The sequence below is a fragment of the Marinibacterium sp. SX1 genome (assembly GCF_050389775.1).
Taxonomy (GTDB): domain Bacteria; phylum Pseudomonadota; class Alphaproteobacteria; order Rhodobacterales; family Rhodobacteraceae; genus Marinibacterium.
On record NZ_CP177144.1, the window covers coordinates 1,331,913 to 1,349,842 of the forward strand.

15 protein-coding genes are annotated in these 17,930 nt (G+C 69.0%); 4 read left to right on the forward strand and 11 right to left on the reverse strand.

The features are described 5' to 3' along the window. The first annotated feature begins 300 nt into the window (after positions 1–300). Positions 301–2,469, forward strand: coding sequence for a selenide, water dikinase SelD (gene selD, locus ACK3BB_RS05880; RefSeq protein ID WP_428927796.1), 2,169 nt, complete (start codon positions 301–303; stop codon positions 2,467–2,469). A 65-nt stretch (positions 2,470–2,534) separates the two neighbouring features. Here the strand turns inward: selD and mnmH are convergent, their stop codons facing one another. Both mnmH and ACK3BB_RS05890 read right to left on the reverse strand, forming a co-directional pair. Then, complete coding sequence (gene mnmH, locus ACK3BB_RS05885; RefSeq protein ID WP_428927797.1) at positions 2,535–3,593, reverse strand: tRNA 2-selenouridine(34) synthase MnmH; 1,059 nt, start codon at positions 3,591–3,593, stop codon at positions 2,535–2,537. Positions 3,594–3,775: 182 nt separating this feature from the next. Then, positions 3,776–5,002 carry an amidohydrolase family protein gene (locus ACK3BB_RS05890; RefSeq protein ID WP_428927798.1) on the reverse strand — a complete coding sequence of 409 codons (1,227 nt, stop codon included), beginning with the start codon at positions 5,000–5,002 and terminating at the stop codon, positions 3,776–3,778. A gap of 86 nt (positions 5,003–5,088) precedes the next feature. On the opposite strand from ACK3BB_RS05890, the gene ACK3BB_RS05895 reads away from it, so the two are divergent. After that, positions 5,089–5,484 carry a RidA family protein gene (locus tag ACK3BB_RS05895; RefSeq protein WP_428927799.1) on the forward strand — a complete coding sequence of 132 codons (396 nt, stop codon included), beginning with the start codon at positions 5,089–5,091 and terminating at the stop codon, positions 5,482–5,484. Positions 5,485–5,623: 139 nt separating this feature from the next. On the opposite strand, the gene ACK3BB_RS05900 is transcribed toward ACK3BB_RS05895, so the two are convergent. The 7 genes from ACK3BB_RS05900 to hmgA all read right to left on the reverse strand — a co-directional run bounded on the left by ACK3BB_RS05900 (position 5,624) and on the right by hmgA (position 13,042). Then, complete coding sequence (locus ACK3BB_RS05900) at positions 5,624–6,571, reverse strand: cyclase family protein (RefSeq protein ID WP_428927800.1); 948 nt, start codon at positions 6,569–6,571, stop codon at positions 5,624–5,626. Positions 6,572–6,718: 147 nt separating this feature from the next. After that, complete coding sequence (locus tag ACK3BB_RS05905) at positions 6,719–6,967, reverse strand: DUF2783 domain-containing protein (protein ID WP_428927801.1); 249 nt, start codon at positions 6,965–6,967, stop codon at positions 6,719–6,721. Next, entirely contained in the window at positions 6,964–8,628 is a 1,665-nt protein-coding gene (locus ACK3BB_RS05910) for an FAD-dependent monooxygenase (protein ID WP_428927802.1), read from the reverse strand. The genes ACK3BB_RS05905 and ACK3BB_RS05910 overlap by 4 nt, the downstream gene beginning before the upstream one ends. 27 nt (positions 8,629–8,655) lie before the next feature. Further along, entirely contained in the window at positions 8,656–9,177 is a 522-nt protein-coding gene (locus ACK3BB_RS05915; RefSeq protein WP_428927803.1) for a DinB family protein, read from the reverse strand. 148 nt (positions 9,178–9,325) lie between these two features. Further along, complete coding sequence (locus ACK3BB_RS05920; protein WP_428927804.1) at positions 9,326–10,276, reverse strand: MBL fold metallo-hydrolase; 951 nt, start codon at positions 10,274–10,276, stop codon at positions 9,326–9,328. Between the two features lie 77 nt (positions 10,277–10,353). After that, complete coding sequence (fahA, locus tag ACK3BB_RS05925) at positions 10,354–11,610, reverse strand: fumarylacetoacetase (RefSeq protein WP_428927805.1); 1,257 nt, start codon at positions 11,608–11,610, stop codon at positions 10,354–10,356. Positions 11,611–11,686: 76 nt separating this feature from the next. After that, positions 11,687–13,042, reverse strand: coding sequence for a homogentisate 1,2-dioxygenase (gene hmgA / locus ACK3BB_RS05930; protein ID WP_428927806.1), 1,356 nt, complete (start codon positions 13,040–13,042; stop codon positions 11,687–11,689). 86 nt (positions 13,043–13,128) lie between these two features. On the opposite strand from hmgA, the gene ACK3BB_RS05935 reads away from it, so the two are divergent. Next, positions 13,129–13,563 (forward strand): MarR family winged helix-turn-helix transcriptional regulator, encoded by a 435-nt coding sequence (locus ACK3BB_RS05935; RefSeq protein WP_428927807.1) that lies wholly within the window; start codon positions 13,129–13,131, stop codon positions 13,561–13,563. Between the two features lie 135 nt (positions 13,564–13,698). Continuing rightward, positions 13,699–14,943 (forward strand): adenylate/guanylate cyclase domain-containing protein, encoded by a 1,245-nt coding sequence (locus ACK3BB_RS05940; RefSeq protein WP_428927808.1) that lies wholly within the window; start codon positions 13,699–13,701, stop codon positions 14,941–14,943. Between the two features lie 314 nt (positions 14,944–15,257). Here the strand turns inward: ACK3BB_RS05940 and ACK3BB_RS05945 are convergent, their stop codons facing one another. Both ACK3BB_RS05945 and ACK3BB_RS05950 read right to left on the reverse strand, forming a co-directional pair. After that, complete coding sequence (locus tag ACK3BB_RS05945) at positions 15,258–16,067, reverse strand: division plane positioning ATPase MipZ (protein ID WP_428927809.1); 810 nt, start codon at positions 16,065–16,067, stop codon at positions 15,258–15,260. A 97-nt stretch (positions 16,068–16,164) separates the two neighbouring features. After that, complete coding sequence (locus ACK3BB_RS05950) at positions 16,165–17,907, reverse strand: sulfotransferase (RefSeq protein ID WP_428927810.1); 1,743 nt, start codon at positions 17,905–17,907, stop codon at positions 16,165–16,167. Positions 17,908–17,930: the final 23 nt, after the last annotated feature.

A 17,930-nucleotide genomic window follows, 5' to 3' on the forward strand; every position in this document is an offset into this window, starting at 1 on the left:
GAGAGACCTGCGGTGTCTGCACTTCGGGCATGTCGCAGGCAGGCGGTGGGACGCACCGCATCCAGACCTTGGGCAAACCATAGCCCGGCGGTGGGCAAACCGCTTCCGCACCGGGGCCATGTTGCCGCGCGGCCCGGGACACAGCCCATCTGCATCGGGCCACGTCGGAGACCGGCCGGGGACAATCCGCATCCGCTTCGGGGCAAGCGGCGCCCCGGCCGCGACCACGCCACCTCACATTCCCGCGGCCCGGTCACCTGGTGCCTTGCCAGCCCCTCTCCCGGGCCGGATAAGCGGGTCATGGACATGCCCAGCCTTCCCCTGACCCGCGATATCGTCCTGCTTGGCGGCGGCCACAGCCATGCCCTGGTCCTGCGCCGCTGGGGCATGCGGCCCTTGCCCGGCGCGCGGCTGACCCTCGTCGATCCCGGGCCGACGGCGGCCTATTCCGGCATGCTGCCCGGCCATGTCGCCGGCCATTACCCCCGCGCGGCGCTGGATATCGACCTTGTCCGCCTGGCCCGGTTCGCCGGAGCGCGCCTGGTCCTGGGCGCGGCCACGGGGCTGGATACCCGGGCCCGCGAGATCCACGTGCCGGGCCGCCCGCCCATCGGTTTCGACATCTGTTCCATCGACATCGGCATCACCTCGGCCATGCCCGACCTGCCGGGTTTCGACCGCTTTGCCACCCCGGCCAAGCCCCTGGGCCCCTTTGCCGCGGCCTGGGCGGCCTACCTGGACCGGCCCGGACCGGCCTCCGTGGCCGTGATCGGCGCGGGCGTGGCCGGGGTCGAGCTGGCCCTGGCCATGGCCCATGCCCTGGCCGCCCGCGAACGGCCGGCCACGATCACCCTGGTCGACGCGGCCACGGCCCTGACCGCCCTGCGCCCGGCCTCGGCCCGCATCCTGCGCGCCCGGCTGGCCGAGGCCGGCATCGGCTTGCGCGAAAACGCCCCCGTCTCGACCGTGACGAACAAGGGGCTGACCTTGGCCGACGGTGAGACGATCGCCGCCGATTTCATCACCGGCGCGGCTGGCGCCCGGCCCCAGGGCTGGCTGGAGGCCTCGGGCCTGGCCTGTCACGACGGGTTCCTGGCCATCGAACCGACGCTGCAAACCTCGGATCACGACATCTTTGCCAGCGGCGATTGCGCCCATATGGGCTTTGCGCCCCGACCCAAGGCCGGGGTCTATGCCGTGCGCCAGGCCCCGGTGCTGTTTGACAACCTGCGCGCCCGGGCCATGGGCCGGCCGGTCACCCGGCGCTACCGGCCGCAGGGCGATTACCTCAAGCTGATCTCGCTGGGCGGGCGCGAGGCCCTGGGTGAACGGCTGGGCCGGCCGTTTTCCGGCCCGCTGGTCTGGCGCTGGAAGGACCGGATCGACCGGCGTTTCATGGACCGGTTCCGCGACCTGCCGGCCATGGCCCCGGCCGATCTGCCCCGCGATCATGCCGCCGGCCTGGCCGAGACCCTGGGCGACCGGCCGCTCTGCGGAGGCTGCGGGGCCAAGGTCGGGCGGGCCGGGCTGGCGCAGATCCTGCAGGCTCCGCCCGCCGACCGGCCCGAGATCGAGATGTTGCCCGGCGACGATGCTGCCGTGCTGCGCCAGGGGGAGGCCCGGCTGGTGCTGACCACCGATCATTTGCGGGCCATGGTCGACGATCCGGTGACGATGACGCGCATCGCGGTGACCCATGCCCTGGGCGATATCTGGGCCATGGGCGGGCAGCCGGCCACGGCCCTGGTCTCGCTGATCCTGCCTCGCCTGACGCCGGCCTTGCAGCAGCGCACGCTTATCGAGATCATGGACACCGCCCGCATCGGCCTGCGCGCGGCCGGGGCCGAGATCATTGGCGGGCATACCTCGGTCGGAGCCGAGCTGACCATCGGCTTTTCGGTGACCGGGACGCTGTCGGCCGCGCCGATCACCCTGGCCGGGGCGCGGCCGGGCGATGCGCTGATCCTGACCAAGCCGCTGGGGTCAGGGGTGCTGATGGCCGGGGACATGGCCGGGCTGGCCCGGGGGCAGGACGTCGTGGCGGCGCTGGAATGGATGCAGCAGCCCCAGGGCCGGGCCGCGGCGATCCTGGCCGGGGCCCATGCGATGACCGATGTCACCGGCTTTGGCCTGGCCGGCCATCTCGACGGGATCTGCACGGCCTCGGGTGTCGCTGCCCGGCTTGAGGCACAGGCCTTGCCGCTGATGGACGGGGCGCTGGACTTGGCCCTTCAGGGCGTCCGCTCGACGATCCATGCCGAGAACCGCGCCCTGGTCCCGGAGCTGCCCGCCGGGGGGCTGGCCGACCTGCTGTTCGATCCCCAGACCGGCGGCGGCCTTCTGGCCGCGGTGGCGCACGAGGCCGCGCCCGAGCTGCTGGCCCGGCTTGCGGCAGAGGGCCATGCCGCCGCCCGGATCGGCCAGGTGGTCAGCGCCGATCCGGCGACCCCGCGCATCCGCCTGGAGTGATCCCGGCGACACGGCTCCCACGGGTCCCACGGGTCCCAGAATTTTCGCGAAAATTCTCGGCCGGTTCAGCCGGCGCGCAAGCCGTTCAGCGCAGCCTCGACCTCGCCGGCAAGGGCCTCGATGCCCGGCCCGTCCAGCGCCTTGGCCTGGACCCGGGCCATGGGTGCGCCGCCGATCGCCCGGCGCGACTTGGCATAGGCCGGGTCGTAATGCTGAGCCATCAGCGCCTCGGTCAGCCCGCGCTTGTCGCCCGCGGCGTGGTGGGCCAGCCAGCCGTCGACAACCTCGTGGCCGCGCAGCTCGCGCAGGTGCCACAGCAGGGTTTCCAGCCGCGGACCGTCGTCCAGAACGTCGTCATAGGCCGCCACCAGGTAGGCCACCCGGGCGGCCATGTCCGCGCCGATCTCGATCCGTGGAGCGGCTTTCATCGGGGCCCAGAGCGCGGGGGGGATGATGCGTTCGCCGATCTTCGAGGATTCCGCCTCGACCAGCACCGGCCGGGCCGGGTCCATGGCCGTCAGCTTGCCGGCGAGGATCGTCTCAAACGCCTTCTGGCTGGGCTGGCCGCCCATTCCGCCCAGCAGCGAGCCCCGGTGCCGGGCCGCGCCTTCCAGGTCGAGCACCTGCCAGCCGCGCCGGGCCAGGACGTGCAACAGCTCGGTCTTGGCCGTGCCGGTGTTGCCGTCGATCAGCACCAGCCGGTGGGGCAGGGGGGCATCGTAGAGATAGGCGTTCACCAGCCGACGAAAACTGCGGTACCCGCCCTGCACGCTGTCGGCCCGCCAGCCGATTTCCTTGAGCATCCAGGCAAAGCTGCCTGATCTCTGCCCGCCGCGCCAGCAATAGACCAGGGGCTTCCAGCCGCCTTCGTGATGGGACAAGGGCCCGGCGATGTGGTCGGCGGCATTGCGGAACACCAGTGCGGCGCCCAGCTTGCGGGCCAGGAAGGGGCTTTCCTGCTTGTAGATCGTGCCGACCCGCGCGCGTTCCTCGTCGTCGAGCACGGGCAGGCTGATCGCCCCGGGCACGTGGTCTTCGGCATATTCCGAGGGGCTGCGCACGTCGATCACCGTGTCGAACCCATGGGCAAAGAAATCGTCGAGCGTGGGAAAGGTCAGCGCCATGTCATATGCCTAGCGGCGGGCGGGTCAAAAGGAAAGCGCCGCGGGGACCGCCCTTGCCCGAAGGCGGGCAACCAGGCCGGCGTTGTGTCGGGTATTTATCTCCAAGAAGAAGGGACAAGTCGCGCGCCTGCCACAGGTGCGGCGCATTGGGGCGGAGCGCGCGGCCCTGTCTTCTTCTTGGCCTAAATACCCGTCGGCTCGATATCCGCCGGCGCAATGGCCCGTGGCGGGGCGAAGCGGCCGGAGACCAGCCCGGGCAGGTCGGGCGCCGCGCTCAGGCGCAGGGCGGACAGGGGGGCGTCCAGGACGGGGCGGGCGGGCCGGCCGAGGGCACGGGCGGCGTCATGGGTCACCGCCGGCAGCCAGCGGGCGAAGGGTGGATCGAGGTGGCCGGCCAGCACGGCCAGGTTCAGTGCGGCCAACGGATCGTGCCAGCCGGTCGGGCAGAAGGCATCTCCGACGTTGTCCGATGCCACCGCGATGGGCACGCCCCCCGCCGCCAGTTCGCGCAGACGGGTCAGGCCGCGCCGGTCGGGCGTGCCCGGACCGCGGCCCTGCAGGTAGAGGTTTGTCGTGGGCAGGGCCGTCACGCAGATGCCCGCGCGGGCAATGCGCTCGATCAGCCGGTCAAGCGCCGGGCCGTCGACATTCATCAAGCTGCAGCAATGGCCACAGAGCACCGGCCCGTCGAACCCCGTTTCGATCACCAGCTCGGCGATCAGCCCCAGCCCGTCCAGCCCGTCGGCCAACCCTTCGTCGACATGGAAATCCAGCGCCAGCCCGTGCCGCCCCGCCGCTTCGATGACCGCCCGCAGCCCGTCTTCGCGCCGGGCATGATCCAGCACAAAGGCCCCCATCGTGCCTCCCGTTGCCGCGATGTGGCCGGCCACCCGCTCGGCCATGCCCGGCTCGGCCAGCAGGTCCACCGCCATCAGCGCCGCCCGGTCCAGCTCCAGCCCCGGCCGGTCCTGCGCCGCTTCGGCCATGACCGACCAGGCCAGCGGCGGGCGGCCGTCCTCGGGCCAGTCGACATGGCTGCGCACCAGGTCGCAGCCCGCGGCCATCGCCTCGTCCATGCCCCGCCCTATACGCGCCCTGAGATCCGCGGCGGTCCAATGAGCCTTGTCCGCGGCCTGGGCCTGGATCGCCGCCCGCAGGTCGCCGCCGATCCCCGTCATCCGCCCGATCGTGTGGCATTTGTCGAGGTGGCAATGGGCTTCGACCAGCGCCGGGATCACCACCCGGGGCCGGCCCTGCGCCGCGCCTCGCACCATGCCGGCCACCCGGCCGTCGCGCAGGACCAGGTCACCGCGCAGGCAGCCGTCTTCACGGGGCAGCCCGGCCGCCGCCTCCGGCGCCCCGAAAAGCCCTTCGGGCACAAGCACATCGCGCAGGATTTCAGCGTTCATCCGACCTCTCCGCCTGTCGTCGCGCCGACCCTTCCAAACCGCCCGCCAAGGCGCAAGAGTGAAGGCCACCATCCCGAGGAGTTCCGATGAAATCGCTTCAGCCCGCCACCATTTCGCCCCCCTTCGCCCGCTATTCCCATGGCATCGAACTGCCCCCGGGCCAGCGCATCGTCCGCAGCTCGGGGCAGCTGGGCCTGGCCGGCGACGGCCAGGTGCCCGAGGATCCCTTTGACCAGGCCATGATCTGTTTCGGCAATATCCGCGCCATCCTGGCCGAGGCCGCCATGGGCCCGGCCGATATCTTCCACCTTTCGGCCTATGTCACCGATCGCGCCCACATGGCCGGCTACATGGCCGCCCGCGACCGGTTTCTGGCCGACACACCGGACGATCGCCTGCCCAGCTCGACGCTGCTCATCGTCTCGGGCTTCACCCGCCCGGAATTCAAGGTCGAAGTGGAAATCTGGGCCGCCGCGCCGTGATCGGCCGGTAAACCAGCGTGGAATGGGGCGGGGGCCGGAATCTGAGCGGGGCCGGGATGAGTGCAGGGGCCGGGCGGCGTAGCCGCCCGGCCCCCGGTCGGATCGCGTCAGCGATCCGAAACCGCAGCGCCCTGGCGCTTCAGTACAGCGCCACCGGGTTGATGATCATCTGTACCGTGCCCCGGATGCGCGCCTGGCCCAGCACGAAGAAAAACTCGTTGACCCCTTCGGCCAGCAGTGGCCCGGTGTTCATCGTTTCCAGGATGTAGATCCCGTTCTGCTGCAACAGGATCACGTGGCCATAAAACGTCCCGTCGCCTTCGGCCGCCGGCACCGGCTCCAGCCCCCAGGTGTCACCCCCCACGGCCATCGGGTTCAGCCCGGCCACCCAGGCCGTGCCCTCGTTGTTGATCCCCGGCTCGCCCGACACCCAGGCCGTCGGGTCGGCCTCAAGCATCGCTTCGGTCCAGCCGGTGTGGAACAGGATGATGTCGCCTTCGCGGAACGTGACGCCCTGGGCTTCGGCCGCGGCCTGGATCTCGGCTGATCCGAAATGCTCGCCGGCGTCCAGGTGATCCTTGCCCGCATGGGCCGCCATGTCGACGATCACCGCCCGGCCGACCAGCGGCGGGATGGCATGCACGCCCAGCCGGGTCAGCCCTGTGATCGCCGCAAAGTCCTTTTCGTCGTTGCAATTGTAGTACATCCCGCCTTCGCCCAGGTGGCCCAGCCCGTCGATCTGGCTGCCGATGCCCACCCAGGTCTGCAGGATGTCGTCATTGTAGACGCCAGGATAGCCGAACCCGTCCAGCCGCTGGCCGCCCTGCTGGTTCGGCTGCACCACCTGCAGGTTCAGCGAGCGCGGCGCAAAGGCCGGGGTTTCGCTGTCGATCACGATGCCCAGGGGCATCGACTTGCCCTGCCGGATCAGGCCGGCGGCCTTTAGCGTGTTCTCGGGGGTGACCAGGTTGGCCGAGCCGATCTCGTCGGCGGCGCCCCATTTCGACGGCGCGCAATCCTGCGCCAGGATGGGGGTGGCAAGAAGTGTCAGGGCACAGGCAAGGCCTGCGCGACGCGCATTCTGCATGATGTCCTCCCTTGGGGTGCGCCGGGCGCTCCTCCCAAGGCCGGCTGTGCCGGCGCGCCCGCGCAGCCAGAGCCTAACACGACAATTTGCCCGCTGCGAAGCCATCTTCTGCGCCGCGCCGCGGCAATTCTGCACGCTGACGTAGGATCAGGGCTTGTCACCGGCGGATCGGGCCGCGGCCAGGATGTCGCGCAGGGCGGCGAGATCACCGATTCGATTGGCCATCATCAGCACCAGCCGGGCGTTCAGCGCGTGGGATTGCGCCGCGTCCAGCCCGGCATGGGCGGCCATCAGCGCGGCATAGAAATCGTCCTGGTCGGGTGACAGCCGGTCCGGGGCGGGGTGACCGGCTGCGGCGAGAACATCGGGGGCATTGGCCGGGCGCGGGTCGCTCATGGCAGGGCCTCCGCCGGGGTGTCCCCGAATGCCGGTGCGGGCAGATGCCCCAGCGCCCGGTCGCGGGCGGCGGCCACGGCTGCGGCATCCGGCGGGCCGGGGGCAAAGACCGCCGCGACGTGTCCATCGGGCCGGAACAGGCAGGCGGCCTGGTCGCCGTAGCGCCGCAGGGCCAGCCCGCGTGTCGCGGTGTAGCAGGGATAATCGCCGTGGCGCTGGTTGATGCCGATCCGCGCGATGCCCGGCACCTCGGGCAGGGCCACCGGCCCGAACCCCACCAGCACAAATCCCCCGTCCAGCAGCGCGCTCAGCCAGGTCGGCCCGCCGGGCCCGTCTAGCGGCGCATCGACCATCGCCCGGCCCGGGGCCACAGGCCCGTGGCCCGGGGTGATCAGCGGCATGCCTTCCAGGGAACAGGGCACCGACAGCCGGCCCGAGTTCAGCAGCCGCCGGGCAAAGGGCTGGTCGCGGGCCAGCCGCAGGGCCTCGGCCCGGAACAGCGCCTCGATCGGGGTCTTGGGCGTCATGAAGCTGGTCGACCGCGCCGAATTCAGGATGTTTTCCTCGGCTGCATGGCCGCGCTCGTCGTCATAGCTGGCGATCAGCGCCTTGGCGGCCGGGCCGCTGGCCTGGCCCCGGATCACGGCGGCCAGCTTCCAGCCCAGGTTGTCGGCATCCTGGATGCCGCCATTGCCCCCGCGCGCGCCAAAGGGCGACACGACATGGGCGCTGTCCCCGGCAAAGATCACCCGACCATGCACGAAACGGTCCAGCTTGATGCAGCGGAACCGGTAGACGCTGACCCAGTCCAGCCGGAACGGCCGGTCGCCGACAATGGCCCGGATGCGCGGCAGCACCCGGTCTTCGCGGGCCTCTGTCCGGCCACAGGCCCCGGCATCCAGTTGCAGGTCGATGCGATAGATCTGGTCGGGCTGCATGTGCAGCAGCGCCGACTTGCCCGGGTGGAACGGCGGATCGAACCAGAACCAGCGTTCCGGCACGGCGGCATCACCGAAGGGGCTGTCGGCCATTTCGATATCGGCGATCAGGAATTGTTCCTCGAAGGTCTGGCCTTCAAAGCTCAGCCCCATCCGCTCCCGGGTCGGCGAGCCGGCCCCGTCGCAGGCCACCAGCCAGTCGGTGTCCAGCTGGTAGGGCCCGTCCGGTGTCTGGATGTCCAGCCGGACCAGCGCGCCGTCCTGGCGATGGGCCACCAGCCGGTTGCGGAAGCGCAGGTCGATCAGCCCGGGAAAGTCGCGGGCCCGCGCCACCAGCATCGCCTCGACATGATATTGCTGCAGGTTGATGAAGGCCGGGTACTTGTGGCCATCCTCGGGCAGCAGGTCAAAGCGAAAGACCTCTTCGGCGCCGTGGAACTGGCGGCCGACCTGCCAGGTTACGCCCCGGGCCAGCATCCGTTCGCCCAGGCCCAGCCGGCCAAAGATTTCCAGCGAGCGTTTCGACCAGCAGATCGCCCGCGAGCCGACGGACACGACGTCGTTGTCGTCCAGAACCACCGAGGCCACCCCCCGCTGGGCCAGGTCGATGGCCAGGGTCAGCCCGACCGGCCCGGCGCCGACGATGACCACGGGGTGGCGCGGCTCGGGCGCATGCAGCCCGGGCGGCGGGTGGTAGGGAAACGGTGCATGGACATGGGCCATTGGGTCCTCCTCCCGATGGTGGTGTCGTCAGGCGAAATAGGCGCGGGCGGTCGGCGCGCGATCGTACTCCAGGTAGAATTCATCCAGCTGCGGCGGTGCAACGCCCTGGTATTGCAGCTGGACATGGGCCTGGCCGCGATGGTGGACCTGGTGCTGGGCCAGGTGCAGCAACAGCGCGTCGACCCGTTCCGCGACCACGGCCCCGCGCCGTTCGGTGCGCCGGGTCGCAGCCAGCATCCCGGGGGTCAGCGCGTCGCAGAACCGGGCCAGCCGCATGTCGGCCTCGGCCTGGGCGGCGGCCAGCGCGGCCGGGTCGCTGATCTCGGCCAGGTCATAGACACTCCGTCCGCGCCCGCCCTCTTCCAGCGCGTCGATGTAATAGAGGTCGACCTGCCAGATATGGTTCAGCGTTTCCTTGAGCGAGCCGAAGAACCCCGGCGCATGGGCGGTAAAGCCGCCATCGGGCAGATCGGTCAGCGCCGCATAAAGGGTTGCATTGGCCCAGGCATTGTTCAGCGCCATCAGGCGGAAGGGCTCGGTGGCGCTCATCGGGTCGGGCGCTCCCCGGCGCGTCGGTCGGCGGCGTGGCGCAAGGTGGGGACGGTGCAGCGACCGGGTCGGCGGCACGCGCGGCGGTCGGGGCGCGTGCCAAGGAGGTGGCAGGGGCGGTGGCAAAGGACGTGGTTCGGGGCGCGGGTCATCCCTGCAGGGCCTCCCACATCTTGCGGTCGCGTTCGGCCGTCCAGATCCGGGGCGTGTCGATGTCGAGCGCCTCGTCATAGGCCCGGGCCACGTTGAACGGCAGGCAATGTTCATAGATGGCGTAATCGGCGAATTTCGGATCGCATTCGGCGCGCACGGCGTCCCAGGCGTCTTTCAGCGACCCGCCGCGCAGGGCGACCCGGGCCGCCGGCGCATAGGTCGACCGGACGAAATCGCCGGTCAGGTCGATGGCTTCGTTGACCATCGCCCGGCCGACCAGCGCATCGCCCCGGCCCGGGGCAATGGCGTCGAGGTCCCAGCGGCGGATGTTTTCCAGCGTGCCGGGCCAGTCGTGGAAATGGCCGTCGCCGCAATAGCAGGCCGAGCGGTACTCGACGATGTCACCGGTGAACATGACGTTCTGGTCGGGCACGAAGACCACGGCGTCGCCGGCCGTATGCGCCCGGCCCATCTGCATGATGTCGACCCGGCGCTTGCCCAGGTAGACCGTCATCCGGCCGTGAAAGGTAGTGGTGGGCCAGGTCAGGCCGGGGATGCTCTCATGCCCTTCGAACAGCCGGGGGAAACGCTGGAACTCGCTGTCCCAATCTTCCTGCCCGCGTTCGGCCACCATGGCCCGGGCCTTTTCGCTCATGATGACCTGCGGCGCGCCAAAGGCCGAGGCGCCCAGCACGCGGACCGCGTGGTAATGGGTCAGCACCAGGTGGGTGATCGGCTTGTCGGTGACCTCGCGCACCTTCTCTATGACCTTGCCGGCCAGGCGCGGCGTGGCCTGGGCCTCGACGATCATCACGCTGTCATCGCCGATGATGACGCCGGAATTGGGATCGCCCTCGGCGGTAAAGGCCCAGAGGCCGTCGCCGACCTCGGTGAAGGAGATGTTCTTCTCGGTTGTGTCGCCTTGGGATGCGAAGGCCTTGGCCATGGGGAAATCCTTTTATCCTGGGTGCTTGCGGGGTCGTCGGACGCCTGCGGCGGGCGGTATTTTTACCAAGAAGAAGATCAGGGGCGGTACGGATCCTTGAGCGCGGGAAGGACCTGGCCCGAGCAGGCGCCAAAGCCGATCCGGTATCCGTCGCCCTGGGCGTGGCCCGTGAGGGTCAGCGTATCGCCGTCTTGGAGGAAGCTGCGGGTTTCCCCGGTGTCGAGCGTCAGGGGCTCCTCTCCGCCCCAGGACAGTTCCAGCAGCGAGCCGCGTTCCGGTTTGCCGGGGCCGGAGATCGTGCCGGAGCCGAGCAGGTCGCCGGCATTCATCGGGCATCCGGCGGTGCTGTGATGGGCCAGCTGCTGGGCGGCCGAGAAATACATCTCGCGGTAATTGGTGCGGGTGATCGTCGTGGCCGGCTGGCCTTCAGGGGCCAGCGTGACCTGGAGGTCGATGTCGAACAGGCCGGGGCCGTCGTCGCGCAGGTGGTCCAGCAGGGGCACCTCGCGCGCGGGCGTATCGGCGCGGAAGGGCTCCAGCGCGGCCTTGGGCACGATCCAGGGCGACAGGCTGGTCGCCGTGGCCTTGGCCTGGAACGGACCCAGCGGCTGGTATTCCCAGGCCTGGATGTCGCGGGCGGACCAGTCGTTGAGCAGCACGAAGCCGAAGATATGCGCCTCGGCCCCGGCGGTGGCCAGCGGGCCGTCGGACGGCGTGCCCACCACCGCGCCCAGTTCGAGCTCGAAATCGAAGCGCCGCGAGGGCAGGAAGGCCGGCATGTCGTGATCGGCCGATTTGAGCTGGCCCCAGGGCCGGCGCACGGGCGTGCCCGAGACCACCACCGAAGAGGCCCGGCCGTTATAGCCGATGGGCATGTGCAACCAGTTGGGCGGCAGGGCGTTTTCCGCCCCACGGAACATCGTGCCCACATTGGTCGCATGGTGCCGGCCGGCGTAGAAATCGGTGTATTCGCTGACCACGAACGGCAGGTGCAGCCGGGCTTCGGCCAGGGGCACCAGCAGCGGTTCGACGGCCTCGCGGTCGGGCGCGCCGCGGGCCAGCAGGGCCGTCAGCCGCGCGCGCAGGGCAGCCCAGACCGCCGGACCCTGTTCCATCAGGTCGTTCCAGAAGGGCAGGGCAAAGAGCGGCTCGTCGGTCAGCACGATCAGCCCGTCCTCTTCGGCCGCGGCCATGTCGAGGATCATGTCGCCGATGGCCACGCCGCAGCGGGGCTCTTCCTCGGCCAGCGAAAACACCCCATAGGGCAGGTTGTTCAGCGGAAAGTCGCAATCGGGCGCATTGGCGCTGTCGACCCAGCTTGGGATCAGGGGCATGAGCGGTTCCTTCGTGGTTCAGCCGCCGCCAGATTGCGCCGCCCCCGGCGCGCGGGCAATGGCCAAGCGCACCGGCTCACTTGCGCCCCGGGGTGCCGTCGAATTTCTTTTCCAGGCTGTCCCAGCAATCAATGTAATCGTCCTGCAGCGGCGCTTCGGTCGCGGCAAAGGGCGTCAGGTGCTGGGGGAACCGGGTTTCGAACATGAAGGACATCGTGTGATCCAGCTTGTCGGGGCCGAGGTTGGCATGTGACGCCTTGTCAAAGGCCTGCCTGTCGGGCCCGTGGGGCAGCATCATGTTGTGGAGGCTCATGCCGCCGGCCACGAAACCCTGTGGTTTGGCATCGTATTGGCCATAGATATTGCCCATCAGCTCGGACATGATGTTCTTGTGGTACCACGGCGGGCGGAACGTATCCTCGGCCACCAGCCAGCGTTCGCGGAACAGCACGAAATCGATATTGGCCGTGCCCTCGATGCCCGACGGCGCGGTAAGCACCGTAAAGATCGACGGGTCGGGATGGTCGAACAGCACCGCGCCGACCGGGCAATAGGTGCGCAGGTCGTATTTGCAGGGCGCGTAATTGCCATGCCAGGCCACGACATCCAGAGGCGACTGGCCGATCTGCGTGCGGTGGAACTGGCCGCACCATTTGACCGTCACGGTCGACGGCACCTCGCGGTCCTCGAAGGCGGCCACCGGGGCCTTGAAATCGCGCGGATTGGCCAGGCAATTGGCGCCGATCGGCCCGCGCGCCGGCAGGTCGAAGGTCTGGCCGTAATTCTCGCAGACAAAGCCCCGGGCCGGCCCGTCCAGCAGCTCGACCCTATAGACCAGCCCGCGCGGGATGATGGCGATTTCCTTCGGTTCCAGGTCGATCAGGCCCAGCTCGGTGGCAAAGCGGATGCGGCCTTCCTGGGGCACGACCAGCAATTCGCTGTCGGCCGAATAGAAATATTCGTCCTGCATCGACCGGGTGACCAGGTAGACATGGCTGGCCATGCCGACCTGGGTGTTGACGTCGCCGGCCGTGGTCATCGTGCGCATGCCGGTCAGCCAGTTCAGCGGCTCGGGCGCATGGGGCACCGGGTCCCAGCGGTACTGGCCCAGCGACACGACATCGGGATCGACGCAGGGCGCGGTTTTCCAATAGGGCAGGGCGATCCGCTCGTAGCGCGCCGAATGGCGGACCGACGGGCGGATGCGATAGGTCCAGGTGCGCTCGGGTCGATGGGCGGTAAAGGCCGTGCCCGACAGCTGTTCGCCATAAAGACCGTAATTGCAGCGCTGCGGTGAATTCATGCCCTGGGGCAGGGCGCCGGGCAGGGCCTCGGTTTCGAAATCATTGCCCCAGCCGGGCATGTAGCCGGGCGTGGTGCCTGCGGGCGACGCCGCCTGGACCATGTCATGCGGATCAGGATGCCGGTTCATCGCACTCCTCCCTGGCGAGACCTCCCTTGCGGTATGGCTATCGGGATATTGGTTGATTTTGTAACTAACAAGGGCTAGGCCGGGCCATGGCGGAAAACCCCGATTTCGATATCCAGGACTTCGTGCCCTACCTGCTGAACCAGGCCGCCGAGGCCAGTTCGCTGGAATTCCAGCAGCTCTACAAGGACCGCTACGGCATGTTGCGCACGGAATGGCGGGTGCTGTTCCACCTGGGGCTCTACCAGCGGATGACGGCGGTCGAGATCTGCCGCAAGGCCCGGATGCACAAGACAAAGATCAGCCGGGCGGTGCAAAAGCTGGCCGACCGGCGGTTCCTGCAACGCGATCGGTCGGCCGAGGATCGGCGGGTGGAATACCTGACCCTGACGCCCGCCGGCCAGGCGGCCTATCGCGACCTGATGACGGCTGCGGCCGCCTACGATGCCCGGCTGATGGCCGGGTTCACCCCGGCCGAGGCGGCGCTGCTGCGCCAGCTTTTGCGCCGGCTGGCGGCGGGATGAGGGCAGGTGGATCGGCGGGATGAAAACGGTGAATACAACGGGAAACCGCTTCAAATGTGCTTGTGATCCCGTTTGCCTTGCCCCCGCCGGGGCCTGAGGCTATGCGGCGTGATGGCCGCAAAGGGGGGCCGTGTGATGAGTGAGACCACCGAGCAGATCGTGCGGGGCATGACCGACCGGCTGTTGCAATGCGGCCTGGATGGCACCCGGCGCGAGGCCGTGCTGACCGGCTATTGCGACCAGCTGCGCGCCCATGGCCTGCCGCTGCTGCGCGTGCATGTGGCGCAGCGCGCGCTACATCCCGAGATCGGCGGGTTCGGTTTCACCTGGTGGCGCGAAGGCACCGTGGTCGAGGAAAGCTATCCCCGGTCGAACCCGCTGGATGCCTGGCTGAACAGCCCGCTGTTCCACATCCTGAAGAACGGGATGAATGCCTATCGTGAGAGGCTGGCCGGCGGCCCGTCGGATTTCCCTTTCCTGAACGAGCTGCGCGCCTCGGGGGCGACCGATTATTATGCCCGCACACTGCCCTTCGAACGGGTCGCGCCGGACATGCCGATCGACCCCCAGCATCCGCCCGAAGGCGCCCAGATGACCTTTGCCGCCGATGCGCCCGAGGGCTTTTCCGAGGCCCATATCGAGGTGATCGAGCGCACCCTGCCGGTGCTGGGCGTGGTGCTGAAATCGGCCGCGCACCGGCGCATGGCCTTTGACCTGCTGTCGATCTACCTGGGCCGCGATGCCGGCCAGCGGGTGATCTCGGGCGAGATCCAGAGAGGCTCGTCGGCGCAGATCAACGCGGTGATCATGTTCTTCGACCTCGAAGATTTCACCTCGCTGGCCGAGCGGATCGAGGGCCAGGACCTGGTCGCCATGCTCAACGATTACTTCGGCGTGGTGGTGGCCACGATCGAGGCGGCGGGGGGCAACGTTTTGAAATTCGTGGGCGACGGGCTGCTGGCTATGTTCGATTTCCAGACCGAGACGGCGGCGGCCGATGCGGCGCTGTCGGCGGCCGAGGGGATCATGGTCGAGATGGCGGCCAAGACCCGGGACCGCGCGGCCCGGGGCCTGTCGGTGACGTCCTACACCCTGGCGCTGCATGCGGGCGATCTGCTTTATGGCAACATCGGCGGCGAAGAGCGGCTGGATTTCACGGTGATCGGGGCGTCGGTCAACCTGACCGCGCGACTGTCGGGCATGCACAAGAACGTCGGGCGGCAGGTCATCGTGTCGGACCGGGTGCGCGACGCGGCGCGGGACAAGCGCGACGACTTGGTGTCGTTGGGACGTTACATGCTGCGCGGGGCGGCCGAACCGATGGAGCTGTTCACCATCCACCGGTCGGCCGAGGGCGCCGGGCGGCAATCCGTCGGCTGAGCCCCCTTGCCCGGGCGCCGGGCAGATGAGTTGTCCTTTGGCGTCAGGCCGATCAGAAATCGAGGCGCGCCGGGCAGGTCAGATATTCCCTAGTGCCGGGCCGATCAGAAACCGAAGAGTGCCGGGCAGGTCAGTTGCCCCCGGGTGTCTGACCGATCAGAGATCGAAGGACGCCTGGCAGATCAGTTGTCCCTTTGCGTCGGACCGATCAGAGATCGAAGGGCGCCAGGCAGGTCAGTTGTGCCTTGGCGTCAGTCCGATCCGAGATCGAAAGGAGCCCCGGGAAGATCAGTTTTCGGTGGGCGTCAGGCCGATCAGAAATCGACGGTGACGCCGGGCAGGTGCAGGGCCTTGAGCAATTCGCGCAGCTCCTGCCGAGCCGCGATGTTCGAGATGTTCAGCTGCTTGACGCCGATGTCGCGCAGATCCAGCAGGGTCAGGCCGCGGGGAAAGAGCTCGCGAAAGATCACCCGTTCGGAAAAACCCGGCCCGGTGCGGAACCCGATGCGCTTGGACAGCATGGTCAGCGCGCTTTCCATCTTTTCCTTGTTGACCATCCGCTGGGCGCCGACCCGGTTGCGGATGACGATCCAGTCGATGGGCTTCAGCCCGGCCCGGGCGCGCAGCTGGCGGGCATTCCAGACCATCTCGGAATAGACCGACGGGCCCTGGATCTTTTCGCCGCGGCTGTCGATGCGCGCCAGCAGGTCGAAATCGACAAAGCTGTCGTTGAGGGGGGTGATCAGCGTGTCGGCCAGCGAATGGGCAACCTGGCTCAGCCGCGTATGCGACCCGGGGCAATCGATCAGGATGAACTGGTGGCCCGGCTCCATCTGCGAGATGGCCAGCGACAGGCGCTGGTCGTAGATGTTCTCACCCTCTTTCAGGGTGGCCGGGTCGATCTCGGGCAAGGCAAAGCTGTCGGGGCAGGGCAGGTCCAGCTTGGATCGGGCGGTAAAGGTCTGGCGGTTTTCGATGTAGCGGGCCACCGATTTCTGGCGCAGGTCCAGGTCGAGCACCGCGATGGAATGGCCCAGCCGGGCCAGCGCCGTGGCCACGTGCATCGACACGGTGGATTTCCCCGCGCCGCCCTTTTCATTGCCGACGACGATGATATGCGCCATGTCCGCTTCAGTCTCTCCAAAGGCCCCCGGCGACCTCTATATGGCGCGGCCCGGACGAAGAAAAGCGGCCTCGGCCCGGGGGATGGCAAAAGTCCCGTCATGCGGCATGGGCCCGGCCAAAGCCGTTGAGCAGCGGGGCGATATAGGGCGCATAGGGTTTCCAGCGCCCCCGGTTGCCATTGTAGATCGCGCGGCGGACCTGGTGCGAACTGGCCGTCAGCACCGCGCGGTCGACCCGTTCGGGATGCAGGCAATCGTCGGACCAGTCGAGCCCGCACCAATCGACCAGCCCGCGCAGCACCGGCTCGGGCGTGGCGACGAGGTCTTCGTAGGCCACGCTGCGGATCCGGTCGCCAAACCGCCGGGCCCAATGGTCGGTCAGGCCGGAATAAAGCCGGTGAAAGGCGACGAGATCCTCCAGCCCGTAGGCAAAGCCGTTGCCGTGCGAGGAATAGCTGGTGGTGAAGTTGGACCAGCAGGTTTCGACCGGATCTCGGCGGATATGAATGACCCGCGCATCGGGCAGGGCCTGCAGCATCAGGCCGATCCAGCGGAAGTTCAGGGGCATCTTGTCCAGCACCACCGGCGCCCCGCCGGCCACGGCGGTCAGCCCGCCGCGCAGTTCGGTGGCAAAACGGGCCATCTCGTCGGCCTTGGGCGCGGCGCGGTGATCGGCCTGCAACAGGCGCACCAGGTCGAGGGACAGGCGCTCGACCATGGTCAGTTCGCCGGCGGCGCAGACCCCGGGCGCGGCCGAGAGCATCTGTTCGGTCAGGGTGGTGCCCGAGCGCGGCATGCCGACGATGAACACAGGCCGCACGCCCGGCCCGATGTCGGTCACCGCCGGTGTGCCGGCGTCGATCTCGCGGATGACCTGGAACAGCGCGTCCTGGTTGGCCGGGCAATAGCCGATCAGCCGGCGCCGCTCGGCATTGGCCCGGTCGAGATGGGCAAAGGCCTGGCCCGGGTCGCTGCCCCGGCGGTCGAGCAGGCGGAACATGGCAAAATTCACCCGCGACCGGTCATGCGGCTTGAGCCGGTCCTGGCGCAGCAGCTTGCGCGCCCGGCGTTCCAGCAGGGGGGCATCGGCGTCCTGGCCAAGGGTGACCAGGTTGAGCAGGGCATGCACGTTGTCGGGCGCGGTATCGAGCGCGGCGAGATAGCGATCGCGCGCGCCGGGCCGATCGCCCCCGGCCGACAGGACCACGCCGATATTGGTCAGGATGCGGCTGCGGTCGCCGGCGGTGCGGGCCAGGACCAGCGCCCGTTCATGGGCATCCAGCGCCATGTCGTTGCGCCCCATGTCGCGCAGTACCTGGCCCAGTTGATCCAGCGCGGCGGAATTGCCCGGCTCGCGCCCAAGGGCCTGTGACAGCGCCTGGAAAGCCGCGGGATTGTCGCCCTTGTGTTGCAGGCAGCGGGCCAGGTGCATCCAGTTCGACACCACGTCGGGTGCCAGCCGGGTGGCCATGGCCAGGCATTCCTCGGCCTCGGTCAGGCGCAGCATCTCGACCAGCGTGTCACCGCATTTCTGCCAGAGCGCGGCATTGACCGCGTCATCTTCGATCAGGGCCCGGTAGATGGCCAGCGCCTGGTCGGGCTGGCCGGTCATGCGCAGGCAGGCGGCCTTGAGATCGCGGGCCGGCACATCGGCCGGATCATCGGCCAGGATCGCTTCGGCCCTGGCGAGGGCGGCCGCGAAATCCTGTTGGTTGTAAAGGGCATGGGCCGCCTGCAACCCGTCTTCGCCGGCCCGGCCATCACCGCCGCCGGCGGGGGGCGCATCAAGCGCGGCCAGCCCCGCCCGGGCCTTGCGGTTGCCCGGGTATCGTTCAAGCACCGCCGTATAGATTTCCCTTGCCC